This is a genomic window from Ralstonia sp. PBBBR1, assembly GCF_002256165.1.
Taxonomy (GTDB): domain Bacteria; phylum Pseudomonadota; class Gammaproteobacteria; order Burkholderiales; family Burkholderiaceae; genus Ralstonia; species Ralstonia thomasii.
This window is the reverse complement of sequence record NZ_NKIL01000014.1, coordinates 105808-126176: the sequence shown is the minus strand read 5'-3', so window position 1 is coordinate 126176 and position 20369 is coordinate 105808. Positions and strand designations below refer to the sequence as shown.

Below are 20369 nucleotides of genomic sequence, written 5' to 3'. Positions count from 1 at the left end.
ACAACTTTGTAGGTTTCGTCGACAATGCAGAACTTCACGCTTCATGAGCTGCAGTGCTTCGACGCGGTGGTGACCGGCGGCAGCTTTCAGGCCGCGGCCGAGCGGTTGCATCGCTCGCACCCGTCGGTCTTTGCGGCGGTCGCCAAGCTGGAAGGACAGTTGGGTTTGAGCCTGCTGGACCGCACCGGTTATCGCGTGCGCTTGACGGAAGCGGGGCAGTCGTTTCATCGCAAGGTGCAGTCTTTGCTGCGTGAGAGCGAGGAGTTACGGACCCACGCAAAACAGCTCGCGATGGGCGAGGAGGCCGAGTTGCGCGTGGTGCTGGGCGACCTGTGCCCGCTCCAGCCAGTGCTCGCGCTGCTCAGCGCGTTCTTCGGCCAGTGTCCGCAGACGCGGCTGCAATTGCTGTTCGAAGCCGTCACCGGGCCGTGGGAGCGCTTGCTGGAAGACGATGCGGACCTGATCGTCCACCGTGTGCCGAAAGGCGACGTGCGCATGGAGTGGATCGACCTTGGCAAGATCGCCATGGTGCCGGTGGTGGCGCCGGGGTTTTTGCCGTTCGCCATCACGTCGGCCATCACGCCTCAGCAGATGCAGCGCTTCATGCAGTGCGTCATCAACGATTCCGCGCGGAACCCGCCGGAGCAATTCCATTACGTCATCGACGGTGCGCCGCAGTGCGCCGCGCCTGACCAATTGATGAAGAAAGAGCTGATTCTCCACGGCATGGCGTGGGGGCATCTGCCGCGTTTCCTGATCGAGACGGAGCTGCGCGAGGGGACGTTGCTGTCGATTGCGGGGCGCCATTTTCCCGGCATGGTGCAGGAGCTGGTGGTCGCGCGCCGGCGCGATCAGCCGCATGGGCCAGTCGCCAATCGGCTGTGGGATTTTCTAGGGCACCGTGCGCCGGTGCTGAAGCCGGCGTTGGGTCGCATGCCGCGTCAAACGGGTGCGGCCAGCCGACAGCGGACATAACCCGCTGAGACGCAGGCCGGCCGTCCCGGCTTGAGGTGGACGGTCAAGCGGCCTGCTTCGTCGCGTTCATGTAGTTGCGGTTGTAGTTGAGCACACGGCCCGTGGCGAGGTCATAGCCGACGCGCCCTGTCAGCGTTTCCAGCGCGCGACCATACAGGTGGAAGTGGCGGGTGGGTGTGTTGCCCAGCACGTGGATGCTGTGGATGTCGTCGTCGAGGAACGTGATGGGCGTGCCCGGCTGTACCACGACTTCGCGCGACAGGGCCAGTGTGGCGCGCTCGGGGTCGCGGCCGTTGTCGGTGCGTGTGTAGACGCGGTTCAACTCTTCACCTTCGAGCGCGACGATGACCGCCCACGTGGTGTGGTTGTGCGGCGGCGTGGTCTTGCCAGGGTTGATGGAGTTCAGGTACAGCGCGAAGGTCTGGTCGGGCTCCACGTGCAGCAGGTAACGGCTGGAGGCATCGGCATCGCCCGCTGCGGGCGGCGGGAAGGCATCGAGCGGGAACAGCGCTTCCTGCGCGGCAAGTTCATGCAGACGATCGGCAATGCGCGCAAGCGATGCCTGCGTAATGCCATCTTGCGCGGCAATGGCGCGGATGGCGACGAGGGTCTGGCGGACGGCGTGGTCGCGTTGCTGGGCGAGGCTCATGGCAGCTCAAAGCGGATCGGTGAAGCACTCAGTGTAGGGCGCCGGCAGCGCACGACCAACGCAGCATCCTGCATATGGTTAGACGCATCGGTTCGTTCTCGGGCGCGGGGTGGCGTGCCTAACATGGGCGCCTTCAGAAACGCGCGAGGCCTGCATGACACGCTCTTCCATCGACGCCCGTTCCAATGCGCCGAATGCCTCGAATTCTCTTGCAACACGCATCATCCACGCAGGCAGCCCGCCGTTTGTGGAGGGCACTGCGCCGGTCAACGTGCCGGTGGAGCGCACCAGCACCGTCCGCCATGCCAGCACTGCCGCTCAGCATGATGTCCACGCGCGCCGCAAGGCCGGCGAGAACATCGCGAGCTACGGCCGCCACGGTTCACAAACACACCGCGCGCTGGAAGATGCGCTGCTGGCCCTTGAGGGCGGTGTGCGTGTGTTCCTTGTGCCATCGGGCTTGTCGGCGATTTCGCTGACGTTCCTGGCGCTGTTGTCGCCTGGCGACCACGTGGTCGTGACCGACAGCGTGTATGCGCCCGTACGCCGGCTCGACACAGGTCTGCTGCAGCGCCTGGGCATTGAACTGACCTATGTGGACCCGCGCGACGGGCAGCTCGAAGCCGCCATCCGCCCGCACACACGGCTGATCTATACGGAATCGCCGGGGTCGCTGCTCTATGAAATCTATGACTTGCGTGCCATTGCCCGAGTAGCGCAGCGGCACGGCGTCTTGCTGGCGACGGACAATACGTGGGCATCTGGCATTCTCTTCCGGCCGCTCGATGCGGGGGCGGACATCTCCATCCTTGCCGCCACCAAGTACGTAGCCGGTCATTCCGATGTGATGCTGGGTGCGGTCGTTGCCCGCACCGATGCCGTGGCGGTGCGTATTGCCGCCGCACATGATGTGCTCGGTCTCACGATCGGCGCCGATGATGCTTACCTGGCGCTGCGCGGCGTGCGCACGTTGCCGGTGCGCATGGCCCAGCACCAGCGCAATGCCACGCGTGTGGCGCAGTGGCTGCAGGCGCAGCCGGGCGTTGGGCGGGTGTTCTATCCGGCATTGCCGGGTGACCCGGGCCACGTGCTGTGGCAGCGGGACTTCTCGGGCGCCAACGGGCTCGTTTCATTCGTGCTGGAAGGCGCGGATCAGTACGCCGCAGAACGGGTTGCCGATGCCTTGCAGCTGTTCGCGATTGGCGCGTCGTGGGGCGGGTACGAAAGCCTCGTCACCGTGGTTGCGCCCGAAAGGTTGGCTGACCACGCGCAATGGGATCAAGCTGGCGCTGTGCTGCGCTTGCATGTCGGTCTGGAAGATGCCGATGACCTGATTGCTGATCTGGAGCAGGCGCTGCAGCACGCGCCCGTAGCCGCGCTGCACGCGATTGGCGGTTGAAGGTCGAAGGTCAGACGGCAAACGTCGCGCTGGTGAAAGCAGCGTGCCATGCCGCATGCAGGAGGGGCCGCGCACCTGCATGACCCGAAAGCGCGCGCGACAGGAATGCACGTGTGCGGTCGCTCGTCGGAGAGGAAAAAACCTGTTCTGCCGAGCCACGTTCCACCACGACGCCGTGTTCCGTGAACACCACCTCGTCGCTGATCGCCCGCGCGAAGGCCATTTCGTGCGTGACCAGCACGCAGGTCAAGCCATCGTCGACCAATTCGCCGATGACGTTGAGCACTTCCCCCACCGTTTCTGGATCGAGCGCGGACGTCACTTCATCGAACAAGATCAGTTCCGGTTTCATGGCCAGCGCGCGGGCAATGGCTACGCGCTGTTGCTGGCCGCCCGAGAGCTGTCCGGGGTATGCGCGCGCCTTGTCTGCCAGGCCCACTTTCTTGAGCAGCGCATGTGCGGTGGCTTCAGCCTCTGAACGCGCTTTGCCGAGCACGCGCACGGGGGCGGCGACGAGGTTGTCGAGCACGCTCAGGTGCGGAAACAGGTTGTATTGCTGGAACACAAAGCCGATGCGCTTGCGCAGGGCAATGGTGTCTTCTTCGGTGTTGAGCTGGTCGACGCGGATGCCGTCCACGGTGATGCTGCCGCGCTGCGGCCGAAGCAAACCGCTGATGCAGCGCAGGAGCGTCGACTTGCCCGAGCCCGACGGCCCGATGATCGACACGGCTTGGCCGCGCTGCACGTCGAGGTTGATGCCCGACAACACCGGCGTGATGCCGAAACTCAGATGCACGTCGCGGAGTGAGACAAGCGGTGGGGCAACCGGCGTAGATGCATCGAGAGGAAGAAGATCAGGCAGCGACATGCGCGCGCTCCATGCGCCGGGTCAGGCGCGAAATCGGGTAGCAGTAGAGGAAGAACAAGGCGAGCACGGTGAAGTAGGTCAGCACCGTAAACGGCGTGCGGTTGACCGTGTTGCTGGCGATCTGGGCGGTGTCGAGCAGATCGTGCACGCCGACCAGAGACGCCAGGGCCGTGCCCATGGTGATGACGGCATACAGGTTCATCCACGAAGGCAGCATGCGCTGCACGCACTGCGGCAGCACGATGCGCCACAGGATGTCCCGCCGCGTAAATGCCAACGACGCAGCGGCTTCCCACTGCGTATGCGGGATCGACTGCACCGCGCCACGGAAGATTTCCGCCACATGAGCACTTGCCGGCAATGCGAGCGCGAACGTCACCTTGAGCCAATCCGGAAACGGGATCACGTGGCCGCGCACGACAATTTCGAAGGGCACGGCGTACGCAATGCCATAGACCAGCACAAGCCAAGGCGCATTGCGAAATGCGACGACATAACCGCCGGCGAGCTGCCTTAGCCCGCGTACCGACGACAGATGCAGCGCGCCGATGGCCAGCCCGACCAGTGTGCCCAGCCCGACGGCCAGCAAGCTGATACCGACGTTGATGCCCAGCCCCCGCAGCAATGCGGGTGACCAATGCAAAAGCGTGGCGAGAAGGGTGTCAGGCATGAGCGGCGCCTCCCAAGGTCGTGTGGCCAGCGGCGCCGTAACCTGGCATCTGGAGCCGGCGTTCGATCCACACGCCCAACGCATGCACGGCATAGGTGACCACGCCATAGAACAGCAGCAACAGCACCATGCATTCGAGCACGTTGTCGCGCTGTGTCCAGATCATCAGCGCGCTATACGTGATGTCGCCCACCGCAATGGCGGACGCCAGAGACGATGCCTTCACCAGCTCCACGGTGTTGTTCATCAGCGAGGGCCATGCAGCGCGAAGCGCGAGCGGCAATTGCACGCGCCACAGGCGCTCGCGTGCGCTGAAGCCGAGCGAGGTTGCGGCTTCCAGCATGGCGGGCGGCACGGCTTCAATGCCGGCACGCAGGGCTTCCGCATGAAAAGCCGCCTTGTGTAGCGAGAGCAACGTCACCGCCCAGAAGAACGGCGTGAGCGGGTTGGTCCACTGCCACTGCGCCAGCGTCTGCGTGATGAGCGTGTTGACGACGAGAAAGGCGCAGCACAGCTGCACGAGCGTGGGCGTGTTGCGCGTCAGTTCGATAAAGCCCTGAGCCAGCCACCTCACGCGCTTGTGCGGCGACACCAGCAGCCGTGCAAGCCCGACACCAAAGACCAGGCTCAACACCACGGTGCTCAGCATCACCAGCAGCGAAACCTTCGCGCCTTGCAGCAGCGCATGGCGCTCATACGCCTCGGCCAGAAAGCCGTAGTCGAGGCCGGCGTGGCGCATCAGCGCAATCGCGCGCGTGAGCAGATCGTCAGTCAACTGCAGCCTCTCGATCAGCCGCGCGTGGCCTTCAGCTTGTCATGCCATTCGACCAGCGCGGGCGAAGGCGGCAGGATGCCGTTCTTCCTCTCCGTCTCGATCAGCCAGCCGGTGCGGTGCCAGCCCTGGACGATGCGGTCGAGGGCGGCCACGGTGTCGTTCTCGCCCTTGCGCGCCCAGATGACGGTGGGCGAAGGGATGAGGTCCGGGCCGACGATGCGGTAGTCCTTCCATTCGGGGTTGCTGCGCGGCAGCGGCTGCAGCAGCGTGGCGTCGTGCACGGCGGCAGCGCAGTTGTTGCCGCGCAGGGCCAGCAAGGACTCGGCCGGGCTCTTGAAACCCTTCGGCGTGGCACCGATGTCGGCTGCCAGCGGCTTGGCATAGCTGCTGCCTTGGGACAGGCAAACGTCTTTACCTTTCAGGTCGCTCCACTGGTGCACCGGGCTGTCCTTGGGGACCAACGCCACGCCGCCCACGCGGTAGTAGGGTGTCGGCACGTGAGCGAGCAGGTCCGCGCGTTCGGGGTTCAGCTCCATCGCCGCAACCAGCACGTCAACACGGCCCTGCTGCAGAAATTGCACGCGGTTGGAAGGTTGCACCTGCACCGTCTCCACTTCCACGCCAAGCCCGCGCCCGAGTGCCTGTGCAAGGTCGACGTTGAAGCCCGTGCCGCGTTGCGTGACGGGGTCGATGGAGCCGAATGGCCCGCCCGACAGCACCACGCCCACGACAAGCTTCTTGCGCTGCTGGATCTTGTCGAGCGTGGCATCAGCATGTGCCGCTGTTGCACTGAACGCGGCGGCCGCTGCCAACGCGACGGAAGCGAAGACGGATCGGCGGAACGAGGAAGAAGGGGCGGACATGGCACGCGACAGATTGTTTCTGAAGCAGCCATTGTCCGAGAAGCCCGTCGTGCGGCGAACGAATAAAAACCGGAAACGTTATGCGTCGCTCAGGGCTTTTGCGGCCCGAGGCGGGTGCGCAAGGCGTGCCGACGGTTGCGCATCCAGTCGATGGCGCGGCGGCCGAGGGCGATGGATGGCAGTTCGACATAGCGATGCAGCAGCACGGCCAGTGCCAGTGTCAGCGCGAGGTTGACGGCAAACAGCATCAACTGCGTACCGAGCCACTCCGACGCGAGCCTGCCCACCACGCGATGCGTGGCCTCAATCACGCTCGGGTGCGCGAGGTACAGCGCATACGACAACTCGCCCAGCCAGACGGCGACGCGCGGCACGCGAAGCTCGCCGCAGTGCTCCATGGCCACCATGCCGATCAGCAACGCGCCTGCAGGCAACCCGCGGGCGAGAAGATCGAACTTGGGGACCGGGCCGACGACCGACATTACGAACGTTGCCACGCCAACAGCCATCAGCACTCGCGCAACGGCCGGTGTCAGGCGATGCCGATGTGCCGCATACAGCCATGCCAGCATGGCGCCCAACAGAAACTCCAGCACCAGCGGGTTGGCTGCCATGGCTTGCACTGGCGTGGCCCAGTCGTACAACGCTTCCGGGTTGCGCTGCACGACACCGTTGTGCCAGAACGGCACGATGATCGTTGTCGTGAACAGCGCCAGCGCCACCAGCCCAAGCGCGCGCCGGCCGAACAGCGCCAGCCCCATCGCGCACAACGCGTAGAAAAACACCTCGTAGTTGAGCGACCAGCCGACGTATAGCGCCGGGTAGCCGAAGTACGGCGCATCCACATTAGCCTGCGGCAAAAAAGCCAGCGAAGTGAGCAATACGCCCGACGAGACGGGGTTGAGCCACGTGGAATGCAGCACCGACATCAGCCAGTAAGGCGGTGCCAGGCGGAACGCCCGCTTGACGAGAAATTCGTCGGCCGGCTCAGGTCCCTTGGGGCCAAGAACTGCGACCCATGCAATGATGAAGCCGCTGATGACGAAGAACACATCCACACCCACATGCCCACGCTTGATCACATGCGTGGTCAGCCACGCCAGGGCGGGGATATCGGCATGGGCCAGGGCGAGTCCGGAGTGGAACACCACCACATACAGTGCGGCGAAGCCCCGCAGCGCCTGGATGCTGAGTAGAGAAGACGAAGAACGGTTCACGCAGGATGACTATCGATAACGCAGAGAGCAACTCACGCTGGCAAGCAAGCTACGTGCCCATCACGTCTTCGTGTGCCACTGTCGCGGGTGCTGAGGCAAAGGGCAGTGTGCGGGGTGCGCCAACTTCGCCCAGGCGAATAAGCCGGGCGCGTACCACGTTCCGCGTTACGCCCAGCACGCGCGCGGTATCGCTCTGGCTGTAGTGGCAGTACCGGAATACCTCTCGGAACAACGCATCTTCCACCACCTGATAGACATTGCCCACGTTGTCGTTACAGAGTTGCCGAATGGCACGTCGCAGCAGGTCAGTTTCGTCGGCGGACGCGATGGGCACCTGCGTGGGCGCGGTGGCGCCGGAAGCGATTGATGGGTCGGTCTCGGCCTGTGCTTGAGGGCTGGTAGAGCGGCTCGACAGCCGCAGGTCTGGCGCATCGATGGTGTTTCCATCGCAGAGCAGGAGCGTCCGGTGCATGACGTTTTCAAGCTCGCGCACGTTGCCGTGCCAAGGGGCTTCTGTCAGCAGGCGTTCGGCCTCCGGTGTGAGGGTCGAGCGCGCGTGGCCGAGTCGTTTGCTGTAGGTGTTGATGAAGTAGCGCGCCAGCGGAACGATGTCGCTCGGACGCTCCTTCAGCGTGAGGACGTTGAGATTGACGACATTCAGCCGGTAGTAGAGATCCTTGCGAAAGCGCTTCTCCTGGACCAGCGTTTCCAGATCGACGGTGGTGGCCGCGACGATCCGGAGATCGACCGGAATGGGCGTGCGCCCGCCCAGGCGCACGATTTCGCGCTCCTGCAGCACGCGCAGCAGCTTGTTCTGCACAGGCAGCGGCAGGTCGTTGACCTCGTCGAGGAAGATGGTGCCGCCGTTGGCCTGCTCGAACCACCCGACCTGCGTGCCGAATGCGCCGGCGAACGCGCCGTTTTCGTGGCCGAAGAGTTCTGCATCGACCAGCGTGTCGGAGAAGGCGCCGCAACTCACCACCACGAAAGGACCACCCTGCCGTGCGCTGCGGTTGTGCAGGTAGCGGGCAATCAGCTCTTTGCCCGTGCCAGTTTCACCGGAGATCAGCACGGCCGCGTCGCTGGGCGCCACCTGTTCGACTTCATCGAGCAGGGCGCGGGAGCGCGGGTCCTCGAAGATCCAACCTGGCGTGCAGGCCGCGGGCTCATGGCCAGGCGGTGGAGGCCATACAGGGAACGTCGCCATGATTGTCCATTCAGCGCGTGGGATCAGGAATAGAAGGAGGGTTCCGGCAGCGTGCCATTCAGCGCCCAGTCGCCCAACTCGTGCAGCTTGTAGTCGACGGGGTCGTGCAGCGTTTGGGTGCGCAGGTTGCGCCAGAAGCGGTCCAGCGCGAGCGCACCGTGCGTGGCGCGTGCGCCGGTGGTCTCGAACATTCGGCTGGTCAAATCGAGCCCGACCCGCGTGGCTGCAACCTTGGCGGTGGCGATGGCAATACCAACGTGGCCGCGCGCGTGCGCGGTGAGCGTGGGGCCTTGCGCCCACGCCTCATCAAACCGTGTGACCGCCTGCCGCGCCAGCAGGCGCACGCTCTCCAGGCCGACAAAGAACTCACCGTAGTGGGCCAGCGTGTATGGGTCCTCGCTCGCCCGTTTTGCTGCAGACCGATGCCACGGTCGCGCCTCATGCAGCGTGTAGTGCCTGGCCTGCTCGAACGCACCTTCTGCCAGGCCCAGAAACATGTGCACAAACACAAGCTGCGCCAGCAACGGGCGTAAGGACGAAAAAGGCGTGGTGAGCGGCCCCGGATCGCGGAGCAGTTCGTTCTCTTCCACGCGGACTTTCTCGAACAAGGCGCTGCCGCTGTCGGTCTGGCGCTGCCCGAAGGCATTCCAGTCGTGGTTGAGCGTGATGCCGGCGCGTGCAGTCGGCACCGCTGCAATCAGCAGCTTGCGACTGTGTTCATCGATGCCCGAGGCAATCAGCATTTGCGAATCCAATGCGCCGGAGCAGAAGCTCTTCTTGCCGGAAAACTCGTACCAGCCGTCGAACCGGCGCACGATGGTGCGATCGTCGAGCGGGTTCAGCGCGTTGCCCCAGAACCAGTGCTTGCGCGCGGTCTGCTCGTACCACGGCTCCCACTGGTCTGGCCGCGCAAACAGTCGCACGGTGGCTAAGAGCAGATGGTGGAAGCCGTAGACGTGCGCGATGGAGCTATCCACCTGTGCAAACTCGCGCACGGTATCCAACGTCTCGGCCCAACTGGCCCCGTGCCCGCCATAGCGCTTGGGAATCGCCAAGGAGAGCAGGCCGCTGCGCCGCAACGCGTCGCGTTCGGCCAAGGGCGTGCCGCCCGCGGCATCGCGCTCCACTGCCGTCCGGGCAAACTCGGCAGCCAGTGCCTTGGCGGATTGCGGGGCCGGCACATCAAGGGTTTCGGTTTCAGGAAAGATTGCCGTTTCTGTTGTCATGAACAATCGGGAAAGACGAATGGATGCCGCTCACACCAAGGCTGGCACTTGGTGCGCAACATCGCGGCCGAAATAGAAATGCTGGATGTCCTCACGCTGGCGCAACGCCTCGGCCGTGTCATTGAGCACGGTGACGCCTGCCTCCAGCACCGTGGCGCGATCGGCGTATTGCAGGGCCACCGTGGAGTTCTGTTCGGCCACAAGGATCGACAGCCCGTCTTCACGATTGAGCTGCCGCAGCCTCGCAAAGATGTCCTGCACGACCAGGGGCGCGAGGCCCATCGACGGCTCGTCCAGCACCAGCAGGCGCGGGCGTGACATCAGCGCGCGCCCAATCGCGGCCATCTGCTGCTCACCGCCCGACGTGAGGCCGGCGGCCACCCGGCGCCGTGCTTTCAGGCGCGGGAAGATCGCGTACACGCGTTCCAGGTCGGCGGCAGTCTCCGCGCGCGAGGCGCTGCGCCCGAGCGCACCGGTAACGAGGTTCGCCTCGATGGGCAGGTTCGGAAAGCAGCGCCGGCCCTCCAGCACCTGAACGAGCCCCAGGCGCACCAGCTGCGCAGGCGTGGTGCGGGCGACGTCATGCCCGTCAAAGCGGATCGTGCCGGCAGTGACCTGTCCGCGTTCGGGCACCAGCAGGTTCGAGATCGCCTTGAGCGTGCTGGACTTGCCCGCACCGTTCGCGCCGAGCAGTGCGTGCACCTCACCCCGTTGTACGGTGAGGTTCACGTTGTGCAAGGCGACGATGGCATTCTGGTACGTCGCTTCGACACCGTTGACGTGCAGCAGCACAGCAGAATCGTGCATCGCCATCGCCCTCAGGCCGCTTTGGCGATGGGCGGTGTCGCCGTGGTACCCGGCCCCGCACCGATCTGCCAGACATACGGAGGTTCAGTGCCGTTGATGTGCCATTCGCCGATGATGCGCGCCTTGTAGATCAGCGGATTGTGCGAGGCCACCGTGCGCGCGTTGCGCCAGTGGCGGTCCAGCGCCTTGCCCGAGGCCGTGGCGGATGCGCTGAGTGCATTGAAGAACTGCGTGGACGCACGCAACACGAGATCGGAAATCACCACCTGCCCTTGCGCGGACTCGAGTTCGGCGTCGATGTTGGCCTGGCGCTCCTGCGCAGCGTCGCCGGCCCAGCGGGCGTCGTAGGCACGCTGCGCGGCGAAGGTGGCGCGAATGGCCGTGGCCTCCGCCGCGTAGGCCAATGCCGACACCTCGCCAACCACCTGCTGCACCTGCACGTCTTGCGCCACCGCTGAGGCGTTGCCGGTACTGAAGATGCGTTTGCGCTCGCGCACCTGCTGCGCAACCTCGCGTGTGATGGCGCGCGCAATGCCGGCCAGCGTGGCGAGGTGGAACAGCTGGTAGAACGCCGTCTGGTACTTGAAGCGGCTGCTGAACGGGAAGATGTTCTCGTCCTCCACGGCGGCGTTCTCATACACCGAGGTACCGCTGCCCGTGGTGCGCTGGCCGAAGCCGTTCCAGTCGTCGTGGTGCGTCACACCGGGCTGGTGCGAGCTAACGGCGGCGATCACGTCGGTGCCGTCTTCCAGGCGTGCATACAGGTCGACCCAATCGGCAAAGATGCTTCCGGTGCTGTAGTACTTGCGCCCGTTGGCAACCCAGCGGCCGTCCCTTTTTGAGATGCGCGTGATGACATCGCCAATGGCCACGTCGCCGATTTCCGTCCAGGCGTTGCCGACCAGATCGCCGGCCACGAAGCGCCGCAGCCAGACTTCGTTGCCCGCGTCGCGCGGTGCGTTCAGGCGATCTTCCACGAAGGCGAAATGCCCGCGCAGCGCCTGCACGATGTTGGAGTCGGCGTCGGCCAGCTCAATCAGCAACTGGAACAGTTGGGGCAGCGTGGCGCCGTCGCCGCCATATTCCACCGGCACGCGCACCGCGCCGAAGCCCGCCTGCTTGAGCCATTGGATGGCATCGACGCCGAGCTGGCGGTTGTGCTCGCGCTGCAAGGCGGTATCGCGGATGCGCTGGAAGACCGGGCGGTACTTCTGCGCAAGGGTTTCGTACGGAGCGCCGAACATGGTCTCGGCGTGCGGCTGCGTCATGGCGAACCTCCAGGTGGTCGAGCAGGGTGGAGAGACAGCGGAATTCAATCGTTGATGCTGGTGCGCACCTTGATGTTTTTCTCTTTGGCATACGCCAGCGACGATTTCTCGATAATCGGCCGCAGCAGCTTCCAGTCCGGCGCGATCCAGTCGGAGATCACGTTCCACTTCGTGCCATCCCACTGCTGGAAGGCGACGCGGCCGTCTCCTTCATGGTTGTCCCACGTGACGTTGATGGAGTGGAACAGGCCCTTGGCGCCCAGCGCAGCGGCGCGGGCTTCGTCAATCTTCAGGTTTTCCAGGCCCCAGCGGACTTCGTCGCCGGTCAGCGTGCGCTTGCCGAACTTGGCCTGTGCGATGCGGATGGCTTCCACGTTCAGGATGCCGTTGAGCACGCCCAGGTTGTGGTACACGCTGCCGATGCGCTTCTTGTCTTGCAGGTTGCCCTTGCCGTGGTCATACAGCGTCTTGGTGATCTGCTGGATGACCGGGTATTGCGCACCCGCCGCAACCGTCGTGATAGCGACGTAACCCTTGGCGGCATCGCCGGCCGGAATCACGTCTTCTTCGGAGTTGGACCACACGTTGCCGATGATGTGGTCGGCCGGAAAGCCCGTCTTCTGTGCCGTCTTGAGTGCCACCGGGTTCATCACGCCCCAGCCGCGCAGCACGACGTAGTCGGGTTTGGCGCGGCGGATGGCCAGCCACTGCGACTGCTGCTCATTGCCCGGGTGCGGCACTTCGATCTGCTGCACCGTGAAGCCGTATTTCTTCGCCAGCAGTTCATAGATGGGGATCGTCTCTTTGCCGTACGGCGAGCCGTGATACAGCACGACGATCTTCTTGCCCTTGAGCTTGTCGACGCCGCCTTCCTTGCTGCCGATGTAGTTGACGATGCCGGAGGTCTCGCTATACGGGTTGAGCAGCAGCGGGAAGATGTACTTGAACACGCGGCCGTCCGTCGTGTCGGTGCGGCCGTGGTTGATGGTCAGCAACGGCACCTTGTCGGCCGTCACCCGGTCGAGCAGCGCATACGCAATGCCGACCGACAGCGGATTCCATGTGGCGATGCCGGGGTGCGTCTTCAGGCGTTCGTACACCTCCACGCCGCGCTCCACTTCGTACTGCGTTTCGCCTTCTTCCCAGGTCAGCTTGACGCCGCCCACGCCGCCGTCTCGCGTGTTGACGAGGTTCAGGTAATCGATGAAGCCGCCAAAGAACCCTGTGCCGCCGGCCGCATATGGGCCGACGCGGTAGCTTTGCAGCGGGAAGAACTGCTCATCCGCATGGGCGGCTTGTATGCCCAGACCGGTCAGGCTAGAGAGGGCCAGCGTGCCGGTCAGCAGCGCCATCTTGATGGTGCGGGGGAGGGACATGGTGCAGATGCTCCTGATATCGATACGACGTAGGTTGCGTGGAGAAAGGAAAGAGGACGGAATCAGCGCCGGGAAGCTGGACGCGCGACGTTGCTTATCCGGCGCAGCACCCGCTGCAACAGGGCGGCAAGGCCCTGCGGCTCGGCAATGAGAAAGGCCACGATGAGCGCACCGATCACGATGCGCTGGCTGAGGTCCAGCACGCCGGAGTCGAACCGGCTGCCGAACACGAACGCGCCAAAGCGGGACAGCAGCAGCGGAAACACCACCACCAGCGCTGCGCCCAGGAACGCGCCCCGGATGGTCGCCAGGCCGCCGATGATGACGATGAACAGGATCTGGAACGATCGATCGAGATTGAAGCCCGCAGGCTCCACCGTGCGCAGATAGACGAAGCCCCACAGCACACCCGCCACGCCGATGACGAACGATGAGATGGCGAAGGCGAGCAGTTTGGTCCGCAGTACCGGCACGCCGGTGACGCGTGCCGCCATTTCGTTGTCACGCACGGCAATGAAATGGTGGCCAGTGGGTGTTTGCACGAGTCGCCAGACCAGTGCCGTGAGGATCGCCACCACCGTGAGCGCGAACACGTAGCGCAGCGCTGGCGTGTCGAACGCGAAGCCCGCCACCACGATGGGCGGCGCGTCGATCACGCCCGATGCGTTGTTGTTGCTGAACCAGCCGTACTTGGTCAGTGCCCACTGCACGAAGAATTGCGCGGCGAGGGTCGATACGGCCAGGTAGAAGCCACGCAGGCGCAAGCTCGGCAACCCGAACGCCACGCCGATGGCGGTGGCGGCCAGCCCGGCGAGCACGATGCTCACCGGCAGCGGCAGGCCCTCAACGCGCAGGTTGAAGTTGTACGCGGCGAACGCGCCCACTGCCATGAAGGCGGCCGAGCCCACTGACAACTGGCCTGCGTAGCCGGTCAACAGGTTCAGGCCCACCGCTGCAAGCGACAGCGCGAGGAACGGAATGAGGATTGCATCGAGCCAATAGTCCGATGCCACCAGCGGCACGACGAAGTAGGCCAGCAGCAGCGTCACCGCGGGCGTTGCCCACGCTGGCCAGGACAGGTGCCTCCGCGCAGCGGAAGGGTGCGCGGTGTGCCCGGATGGGGATTCCAATGCAGTCGACATGGCTCAGGCTCTCTCGACGGGGCGCAGGCCGAAGAGGCCGCCCGGTTTGACCAGCAAGAAGGCCAGCGCGGCCACGTAGGCGATCCAGCTCTCGATGCCGCCACCGACGAATGGCCCCAGGTACACCTCGGCCAGCTTCTCCAGCGCGCCGATGATCAAGCCACCGACCACCGCGCCCAGGATCGAATCGAAGCCGCCCAGCACCAGGACCGGCAGCGCCTTGAGCACCACCAGCGACAGCGAGAACTGCACGCCCAGGCGTGCGCCCCAGAGCAGCCCTGCCACGAGGGCGATTACGCCGGCCGTGGCCCAGACCGTCGCCCAGATGCGCGGTAGCCGCAAGCCCACGGCAATGGCGGCGAATGTGTCGTCCGCCACGGCACGAAACGCCAGCCCCACGCGTGTGTAGCGGAAGAAGACCGACAGCGCCGTCACCATGACGGCTGCAGTGGCGGCGGCAAACAGGTCAAAGCTGGAGACGAGGATGCCGCCGATCTGCAGCGGCGCATCGGAAATGCCGAGGTTCAACTCGTGTACCTGCGTGCCCCACACCAGCTGCGCCACGCCCTCGATCACGTACGACAAGCCGAGCGTCGCCATGAACAGCGTGATGGGCGGCTGATTGACCAGCGGCCGAAGTACCGCGCGCTCGATCCCGAGCACCAGCAGCACCATCAACGTGAAGGTGAGCAGCAACGCGAGCGGGAACGGCACGCCGCGCTCGAGCAGGCTGACAAATGTGAGCGCGGCAAACAGCAGCTGCGCACCCTGCGCGAAATTGAGCACGCCCGAGGTCTTGTAGATCAGCACAAAGCCAATCGCCACCAGCGAATACATCACGCCGGACAGCAGGCCACCCACCAGCACCTCGGCAAAGAACGCCAGGTCGAAGTCGCCCATCATTGCGTCTCCGCCACGCTTGCCGCGTCGTGTGCGACGCCGAGGTAAGCATCGACGACGGCCGGATCGTCGCGTACATCGTGCGGCGTGCCGTCGGCGATCTTGCGGCCGTAGTCGAGCACCGCCACGCGATCTGACAGGCCCAGCACGATGCCGATGTCGTGTTCGATCAGCACGATGGTGGTGCCCCACTGGTCGCGCGCGGCGCGGATTAGCTCGGCCATCTGAACCTTCTCCGTCACCGTCATGCCGGCGAGCGGCTCATCGAGCAGCAATAGACGTGGCCGCGCGACCAGCGCACGCGCCAGTTCAACGCGCTTTTGCAGCCCATAGGAAAGTGTGCCCGCGAGTTGGTCCTGCACGTCGTCCAGGCCGACAAAGTGGATCACCTGTTCCGCACGGTCGCGCGCATCGACCAGCTCGCGTCGCGCGCGGCCCAGCCCGATCAACTGCTCGACGAAGACAGAACGGGTGTGCTGTACGCGGCCGAGCGCAATGTTGTCGCGCACGCTCAGGCCCTTGAACAACGCCAGGTTCTGGAATGTGCGTGCAATGCCAAGACCGGCCAATCGCGCCGGCGACACCTTGCGCATGGCGCGCCCATTGAGCCAGATGCTGCCGCGGTCCGGCCGGTACAGGCCGCTGATGATGTTGACCAGCGAGCTTTTACCTGCGCCGTTGGGGCCGATGATGGCGCGGATCTCCCCCGGCGCCACCGTGAGGTCGATGCCGCTGAGCGCCTGAATGCCGCCGAACGACAGGTCGATGTCGGTCAACCACAGCACGGGTGCCGCAGCTTCTACGGCCTCGGCGCCAACGCTGCGCGCAAGCGTTGGTGCATCGGCGTTACGCGTGTCGGCGTAGCGTGCAAGCGGCGGTGGCGGGGCAGCAAGTTCAGCGGACGTGTGAGACATGGCGGTCTTCGCAAAGCGACAGGCAACAGAACTCCCCCGCGCCCGTTCGACTGAGCGGGCGCGTATGGGGAACGCGGGTATCAGATCAGGCGGTCAGGCGGCGGACGTGGCGGCCTCGGCCTCGCGCGTGTCGGCGTTTGTGGCAGCGCGTTGCGCTTCCAACTCGCGCACCAGCGGCAGCACCTTGCGACCGAAGTACTCGACTTCCTCGATGAAATGCAGGAAGCCCGCCAGAACCAGGTCCACGCCGATCGACTTCAGATGCACGATGCGCTCTGCAATCTGCTGCGGCGTGCCGATCAGGTTGGTCCGGAAACCGTCGTTGTATTGGACGAGATCTTCAAACGTGGATTTCGCCCAGTTGCCTTCGCCCTCGGGCGACGCCTTGCCGGCTTGCTTCACCGCATCGCCAAAGGCGTGCACGGCTTCCACGTGCGCATGCTTGATGATGTCGTCCAACACCGCCTTGGCTTCCTCTTCGGTATCGCGCGCGATGATGAAGGCGTTCACGCCGATGCGGACCGTGTGGCCGTTTTCGCGGGCCTTCGCCTGGATATCGTCGATCTGCGCCTTGATCCCTTCGGGCGTGTTGCCGTTGGTGAAGTACCAGTCCGACACGCTGGCCGCGTTGTCGCGTGCGGCACGCGAGCTGCCGCCCTGGAAGATCTCCGGGTGCGGCTTCTGCAGCGGCTTGGGGCTCAGCGTGTAGTCGTTGATGCGGTAGAAGTCGCCCTTGAACGTGAACTTGTCCTGCGTCCAGATGCCTTTGAGCACGCGGATGAATTCGTTGGAGCGGCGATAGCGCTCGTCGTGCTCAAGCCAAGGTTCCCCCAGTGCCTGGAACTCGCCCTTGAACCAGCCGCTGACGACGTTGATGGCGATGCGGCCGTTGGAGATGTGGTCGATGGTTGCCAGCTGTTTGGCCACCACCGCCGGATGCCAGGGGCCGGGCAGGATGGCCGCGAGCACTTTCAGCTTGGTGGTGGCGTGCAGGATCGCCTGGCTGAACGATACCGATTCATGCTGGTGCTCGGCGCCGTAGCCGGCGGTAAAACGGATCTGGCTGAGCGCGTAGTCAAAGCCGGCCTTCTCAGCCGTCTGCGCCAGCTTCTGGTTGTATTCGAGGCTCCAGTCGGTGCGCTGCGGGATGGTGCTGACGACCAGGCCGCCGCTGACGTTCGGCACCCAGTAGGCAAACTTGATATTGGCGCTGGAAGAAGATTGGCTCATCGCGATGGTCCTTTGTCCTGTGCGGGATGGGAACGAACGAAGCGGGCGCTTCAGGCGGCTTGCGCCACAGGGGCGGCGCGAAGGTCTTCGGCCGACGATGCGTTCAGCAGCGGCAACGCACGCGTGACGGCCAGGGCGATCCGGTCACGCAGTGCCTGACTGCTGATTTCATAGCCGCTGAAATCCTGCTCGGATGCATACACGCCCAGCGGCAATGTGCGCGCCTGGAAGAAGCTGAAAAGCGGCCGCAGCTGATGGTCAATCACCAGCGCGTGACGGTCGCTGCCGCCCGTGGCGGCCAGCAGCACAGGCACGTCGATGAGCGCTTCGTGGTGGACCAGATCAAAAAGATGCTTGAACAGACCGGTGTATGACCCGCGATACACGGGGCTCGCGACGACGAGCACATCCGCCGATTCAATGGCGGCAAGTTCCGCCTGCACCCGGCTCGGCAGCCGGTCTCGATACGATGCGCCGCCGATGGCCGGGGCCAGGTCCTCGAGTGTGATCAGGTGAACATCGATGGGAAGAACCTCGGCGAGGGCGGCCAGCAGTTGCTCGACCAATACGAGTGTCCGCGAGGGGCGCTGCACGCTACCCGAGACGGCCACGACCTTGAACTTGCGACTCATTGTGAGTACCCCTGCGCTTGCGCGATCGACGGAACGATATGAATGCTTGAGCGCGGCCGGCCTCGAGCCGTGTCCAGCGCTTGCGAACCATTCTGCGTTGCACCATGCGCAGTGGCATACGTAGAAATCGGAGCATCTATATTTCAATGCTCGCGTTTCACGCTAAGTCTCTGAGCTGTAAAGAGAATTGAATTCAGTCTTTGGCGTTGGCGCGCTGTTGCCAATCCGCAATCGCGCGTTGTCATATCGAAAGACGAATTCCGGATGCGTGCAAGCGCGCAATCTGCTGGAGACTTGCTTCCAAAGCATCACGATCAACATGCAGGTCGATGTGATGATCGACAGCGTCAGCCGCGGGTAGTGCACCCGGCTGCGCGCTCGAGGAGCAGCGCACGCTCCTGCCGATTGTGCGTGAGTGCAGCAGGGCGCTCGTATTCCACGCGAGCCGACTCCAAGCGGTTGAGGCGCGCAAGAAAATCGGCGCGCACGCTGGGCAACAAGTGGTAGCTGCGCAGTGCCGGTTCGGCCGGCAGCGTATCGACGATCTCCAGCCCCGCTTGCGGGCCATACGCCATGGCCACCGCCACGGCACGGTTCAGATCGACGACGGGCGAGGGCGTCGGGCTCCTTTTTGGAAGCCTTTGTGTGACTTCAAGTCGCCATTGCCTCGCCGCGCGCGCATTCCGGTGCTTCGGCCGGCTCGCGGGACATCTCGTTCGTGCGATACGACTCACCCCATTCGCGCAGGCTGATCAGCACCGGTGCGAGCGACTCGCCAAGCGGAGTGAGCGCATATTCGACCTTGGGCGGCACCTGCGGATACACGTGCCGCGCGATGACGCCGTCCGCTTCGAGTTCGCGCAATTGCAGCGTCAGCATGCGCTGCGTGGCATTCGGAATCAGGCGCGTCAGTTCCATGAAGCGCTTCTTTCCGGGCAGCAGGTGGAACAGGATCACGGGCTTCCAGACGCCGCCGATCACGGAAAGCGTGACTTCGACGGCGCAACCGCTCTTGCCGTCCAGACGTTTCAGACGCATGGTTTTATACCTACAAAATTGATAGTACCTGTAAAAATTGTACGTTCTTGCGAAGCAGGAGGTACGCCGTGACAATGCCTGCAATGCGGTATCGCTGCAAGTTTTGCAGCGCTGCCCTTTCGCAACCTTCTCATTAAGGATGTCGTGCTCATGAAAGCCATTACCCTGCGCCAGCCTGCTGGCCTCGACAAACTTCATCTCGTCGACCTGCCCGACCCTGGCCAGCCGGGCGCCGGAGAAATCCGCGTGCGCGTGCATGCCAGCTCGCTGAACTTTCACGACCTGGGCGTTGTGACTGGCCGCATGCCGAGCGCCGACGGCCGCATCCCGATGTCCGACGGCGCCGGGGTGGTGGAGGCGATTGGCGAGGGTGTGGACGAGTTTGCCGTGGGGGATTCGGTTGTCTCGACGTTCTTCCCGACCTGGCTGGATGGCGGCCCGACACTCTCCGATTTTGCGACCGTACCCGGCGACGGCGTTGACGGCTATGCGCGCGAATACGTCGTTCGCCCGGCGCATTGGTTCACGCATGCGCCACGCGGCTACAGCCACGCCGAGGCGGCGACGCTGACGACCGCCGGGCTCACCGCATGGCGGGCGCTGGTGGTCGACGCACGTCTGAAGGCGGGCGACACCGTGCTGGTGCTCGGGACGGGCGGCGTGTCGATCTTTGCGCTGCAATTTGCCAAGAGCATGGGCGCAACCGTGATCGCAACGTCATCCTCCGACGAAAAGCTCGCACGGGCGCAGGCGCTTGGCGCCGACTTCACGATCAACTATGGGCGCGATACCGACTGGGCAGCCAAGGTGCTCGAATACACGAATGGCCGGGGCGTCGACAACGTGATCGAAGTAGGCGGGCCCGACACACTGGGTCAATCCATCCAGGCATGCCGCACCGGCGGCCATATCGCCCTGATCGGTGTGCTCACCGGTATTGCCGGGCCGGTGCCGACCGTCGAACTGATGCGACGCCACCAGACCCTGCAGGGTTTGATTGTCGGCAGCCGGAGCCACCAGCGCGACATGGTCCGCGCGATCGATGCAACCGGCATCAAGCCGGTGATCGATCAGACGTTTGCGCTGGAGGACATTGCCGATGCGTTTGCGCATCAGGCGGCGGGCAAGCATTTCGGCAAGCTCTGCCTGTCGATTTGAGTTGCCTGGGCGGCGGGAAACACCATCGGGTGGGGCGCCGCCGCCCCGTATCTGC

At 64.5% G+C, this 20369-nt stretch carries 20 protein-coding genes and 1 pseudogene; 3 read left to right on the top strand and 18 right to left on the bottom strand.

Annotated features, from left to right (window positions below; all coding sequences use genetic code 11):
* The first annotated feature begins 24 nt into the window (after positions 1 to 24).
* Positions 25 to 975 (top strand): LysR family transcriptional regulator, encoded by a 951-nt coding sequence (locus CFE42_RS21670; RefSeq protein ID WP_004635022.1) that lies wholly within the window; start codon positions 25 to 27, stop codon positions 973 to 975.
* Between the two features lie 43 nt (positions 976 to 1018).
* Here the strand turns inward: CFE42_RS21670 and CFE42_RS21665 are convergent, their stop codons facing one another.
* Positions 1019 to 1624 (bottom strand): cysteine dioxygenase family protein, encoded by a 606-nt coding sequence (locus CFE42_RS21665; RefSeq protein WP_004635020.1) that lies wholly within the window; start codon positions 1622 to 1624, stop codon positions 1019 to 1021.
* Between the two features lie 154 nt (positions 1625 to 1778).
* On the opposite strand from CFE42_RS21665, the gene metC reads away from it, so the two are divergent.
* Positions 1779 to 3023 carry a cystathionine beta-lyase gene (gene metC, locus CFE42_RS21660; RefSeq protein WP_004635018.1) on the top strand — a complete coding sequence of 415 codons (1245 nt, stop codon included), beginning with the start codon at positions 1779 to 1781 and terminating at the stop codon, positions 3021 to 3023.
* Positions 3024 to 3033: 10 nt separating this feature from the next.
* Here the strand turns inward: metC and CFE42_RS21655 are convergent, their stop codons facing one another.
* From CFE42_RS21655 to CFE42_RS21575, 17 genes and pseudogenes are all read right to left on the bottom strand, one after another.
* Positions 3034 to 3891, bottom strand: a complete 858-nt coding sequence (locus CFE42_RS21655; RefSeq protein ID WP_004635016.1) for an amino acid ABC transporter ATP-binding protein — start codon at positions 3889 to 3891, stop codon at positions 3034 to 3036.
* Positions 3878 to 4561, bottom strand: a complete 684-nt coding sequence (locus tag CFE42_RS21650) for an amino acid ABC transporter permease (RefSeq protein ID WP_004635014.1) — start codon at positions 4559 to 4561, stop codon at positions 3878 to 3880. Before CFE42_RS21650 ends, CFE42_RS21655 begins: the two co-directional genes overlap by 14 nt.
* Positions 4554 to 5336, bottom strand: a complete 783-nt coding sequence (locus CFE42_RS21645) for an amino acid ABC transporter permease (RefSeq protein WP_004635012.1) — start codon at positions 5334 to 5336, stop codon at positions 4554 to 4556. Before CFE42_RS21645 ends, CFE42_RS21650 begins: the two co-directional genes overlap by 8 nt.
* Before the next feature lie 14 nt (positions 5337 to 5350).
* Complete coding sequence (locus tag CFE42_RS21640; RefSeq protein ID WP_004635010.1) at positions 5351 to 6199, bottom strand: transporter substrate-binding domain-containing protein; 849 nt, start codon at positions 6197 to 6199, stop codon at positions 5351 to 5353.
* A gap of 89 nt (positions 6200 to 6288) precedes the next feature.
* Positions 6289 to 7416, bottom strand: a complete 1128-nt coding sequence (locus CFE42_RS21635; protein WP_004635007.1) for an acyltransferase — start codon at positions 7414 to 7416, stop codon at positions 6289 to 6291.
* A gap of 49 nt (positions 7417 to 7465) precedes the next feature.
* On the bottom strand, positions 7466 to 8623 hold the full coding sequence (locus tag CFE42_RS21630; protein ID WP_004635005.1) for a sigma-54 dependent transcriptional regulator: 1158 nt from the start codon (positions 8621 to 8623) through the stop codon (positions 7466 to 7468).
* 23 nt (positions 8624 to 8646) lie between these two features.
* Positions 8647 to 9849, bottom strand: a complete 1203-nt coding sequence (locus tag CFE42_RS21625; protein WP_004635003.1) for an acyl-CoA dehydrogenase family protein — start codon at positions 9847 to 9849, stop codon at positions 8647 to 8649.
* Positions 9850 to 9879: 30 nt separating this feature from the next.
* The gene (locus CFE42_RS21620) at positions 9880 to 10662 is read right to left on the bottom strand and encodes an ABC transporter ATP-binding protein (RefSeq protein ID WP_202959022.1); all 783 of its coding nucleotides are present in this window, start codon (positions 10660 to 10662) and stop codon (positions 9880 to 9882) included.
* Positions 10663 to 10667: 5 nt separating this feature from the next.
* Positions 10668 to 11924 carry an acyl-CoA dehydrogenase family protein gene (locus CFE42_RS21615; protein WP_004634999.1) on the bottom strand — a complete coding sequence of 419 codons (1257 nt, stop codon included), beginning with the start codon at positions 11922 to 11924 and terminating at the stop codon, positions 10668 to 10670.
* A gap of 44 nt (positions 11925 to 11968) precedes the next feature.
* Positions 11969 to 13300: an ABC transporter substrate-binding protein gene (locus CFE42_RS21610; RefSeq protein WP_004634997.1), complete on the bottom strand. Its 1332-nt coding sequence runs from the start codon at positions 13298 to 13300 to the stop codon at positions 11969 to 11971.
* A 62-nt stretch (positions 13301 to 13362) separates the two neighbouring features.
* Positions 13363 to 14442: a branched-chain amino acid ABC transporter permease gene (locus tag CFE42_RS21605; protein ID WP_004634996.1), complete on the bottom strand. Its 1080-nt coding sequence runs from the start codon at positions 14440 to 14442 to the stop codon at positions 13363 to 13365.
* 3 nt (positions 14443 to 14445) lie between these two features.
* Entirely contained in the window at positions 14446 to 15327 is an 882-nt protein-coding gene (locus CFE42_RS21600) for a branched-chain amino acid ABC transporter permease (RefSeq protein WP_202959023.1), read from the bottom strand.
* Between the two features lie 14 nt (positions 15328 to 15341).
* Positions 15342 to 16256 carry an ABC transporter ATP-binding protein gene (locus CFE42_RS21595; protein WP_004634993.1) on the bottom strand — a complete coding sequence of 305 codons (915 nt, stop codon included), beginning with the start codon at positions 16254 to 16256 and terminating at the stop codon, positions 15342 to 15344.
* 93 nt (positions 16257 to 16349) lie between these two features.
* Positions 16350 to 17486, bottom strand: a complete 1137-nt coding sequence (sfnG, locus tag CFE42_RS21590; RefSeq protein ID WP_004634991.1) for a dimethylsulfone monooxygenase SfnG — start codon at positions 17484 to 17486, stop codon at positions 16350 to 16352.
* A gap of 50 nt (positions 17487 to 17536) precedes the next feature.
* Complete coding sequence (msuE, locus tag CFE42_RS21585) at positions 17537 to 18118, bottom strand: FMN reductase (protein WP_004634989.1); 582 nt, start codon at positions 18116 to 18118, stop codon at positions 17537 to 17539.
* A 347-nt stretch (positions 18119 to 18465) separates the two neighbouring features.
* Positions 18466 to 18735, bottom strand: a pseudogene (locus CFE42_RS21580) (RNA polymerase subunit sigma-70); the annotation flags it as partial.
* 34 nt (positions 18736 to 18769) lie between these two features.
* Positions 18770 to 19156, bottom strand: a complete 387-nt coding sequence (locus tag CFE42_RS21575; RefSeq protein WP_004634985.1) for a helix-turn-helix domain-containing protein — start codon at positions 19154 to 19156, stop codon at positions 18770 to 18772.
* 150 nt (positions 19157 to 19306) lie between these two features.
* Between CFE42_RS21575 and CFE42_RS21570 the strand changes: the two genes are divergently transcribed.
* Positions 19307 to 20314 (top strand): NAD(P)-dependent alcohol dehydrogenase, encoded by a 1008-nt coding sequence (locus tag CFE42_RS21570; protein ID WP_004634984.1) that lies wholly within the window; start codon positions 19307 to 19309, stop codon positions 20312 to 20314.
* The last annotated feature ends 55 nt before the right edge of the window (positions 20315 to 20369 follow it).

Bases quoted from the DNA above. Each gene is read 5' to 3' on its own strand.
- metC (WP_004635018.1), top strand. From the start codon at position 1,779: ATGACACGCTCTTCCATCGACGCCCGTTCCAATGCGCCGAATGCCTCG.
- msuE (WP_004634989.1), bottom strand. From the start codon at position 18,118: ATGAGTCGCAAGTTCAAGGTCGTGGCCGTCTCGGGTAGCGTGCAGCGC.
- sfnG (WP_004634991.1), bottom strand. From the start codon at position 17,486: ATGAGCCAATCTTCTTCCAGCGCCAATATCAAGTTTGCCTACTGGGTG.
- CFE42_RS21575 (WP_004634985.1), bottom strand. From the start codon at position 19,156: ATGCGTCTGAAACGTCTGGACGGCAAGAGCGGTTGCGCCGTCGAAGTC.
- CFE42_RS21620 (WP_202959022.1), bottom strand. From the start codon at position 10,662: ATGGCGATGCACGATTCTGCTGTGCTGCTGCACGTCAACGGTGTCGAA.
- CFE42_RS21595 (WP_004634993.1), bottom strand. From the start codon at position 16,256: ATGTCTCACACGTCCGCTGAACTTGCTGCCCCGCCACCGCCGCTTGCA.
- CFE42_RS21570 (WP_004634984.1), top strand. From the start codon at position 19,307: ATGAAAGCCATTACCCTGCGCCAGCCTGCTGGCCTCGACAAACTTCAT.
- CFE42_RS21655 (WP_004635016.1), bottom strand. From the start codon at position 3,891: ATGTCGCTGCCTGATCTTCTTCCTCTCGATGCATCTACGCCGGTTGCC.
- CFE42_RS21605 (WP_004634996.1), bottom strand. From the start codon at position 14,442: ATGTCGACTGCATTGGAATCCCCATCCGGGCACACCGCGCACCCTTCC.
- CFE42_RS21610 (WP_004634997.1), bottom strand. From the start codon at position 13,300: ATGTCCCTCCCCCGCACCATCAAGATGGCGCTGCTGACCGGCACGCTG.
- CFE42_RS21630 (WP_004635005.1), bottom strand. From the start codon at position 8,623: ATGGCGACGTTCCCTGTATGGCCTCCACCGCCTGGCCATGAGCCCGCG.
- CFE42_RS21615 (WP_004634999.1), bottom strand. From the start codon at position 11,924: ATGACGCAGCCGCACGCCGAGACCATGTTCGGCGCTCCGTACGAAACC.
- CFE42_RS21670 (WP_004635022.1), top strand. From the start codon at position 25: ATGCAGAACTTCACGCTTCATGAGCTGCAGTGCTTCGACGCGGTGGTG.
- CFE42_RS21665 (WP_004635020.1), bottom strand. From the start codon at position 1,624: ATGAGCCTCGCCCAGCAACGCGACCACGCCGTCCGCCAGACCCTCGTC.
- CFE42_RS21650 (WP_004635014.1), bottom strand. From the start codon at position 4,561: ATGCCTGACACCCTTCTCGCCACGCTTTTGCATTGGTCACCCGCATTG.
- CFE42_RS21640 (WP_004635010.1), bottom strand. From the start codon at position 6,199: ATGTCCGCCCCTTCTTCCTCGTTCCGCCGATCCGTCTTCGCTTCCGTC.
- CFE42_RS21625 (WP_004635003.1), bottom strand. From the start codon at position 9,849: ATGACAACAGAAACGGCAATCTTTCCTGAAACCGAAACCCTTGATGTG.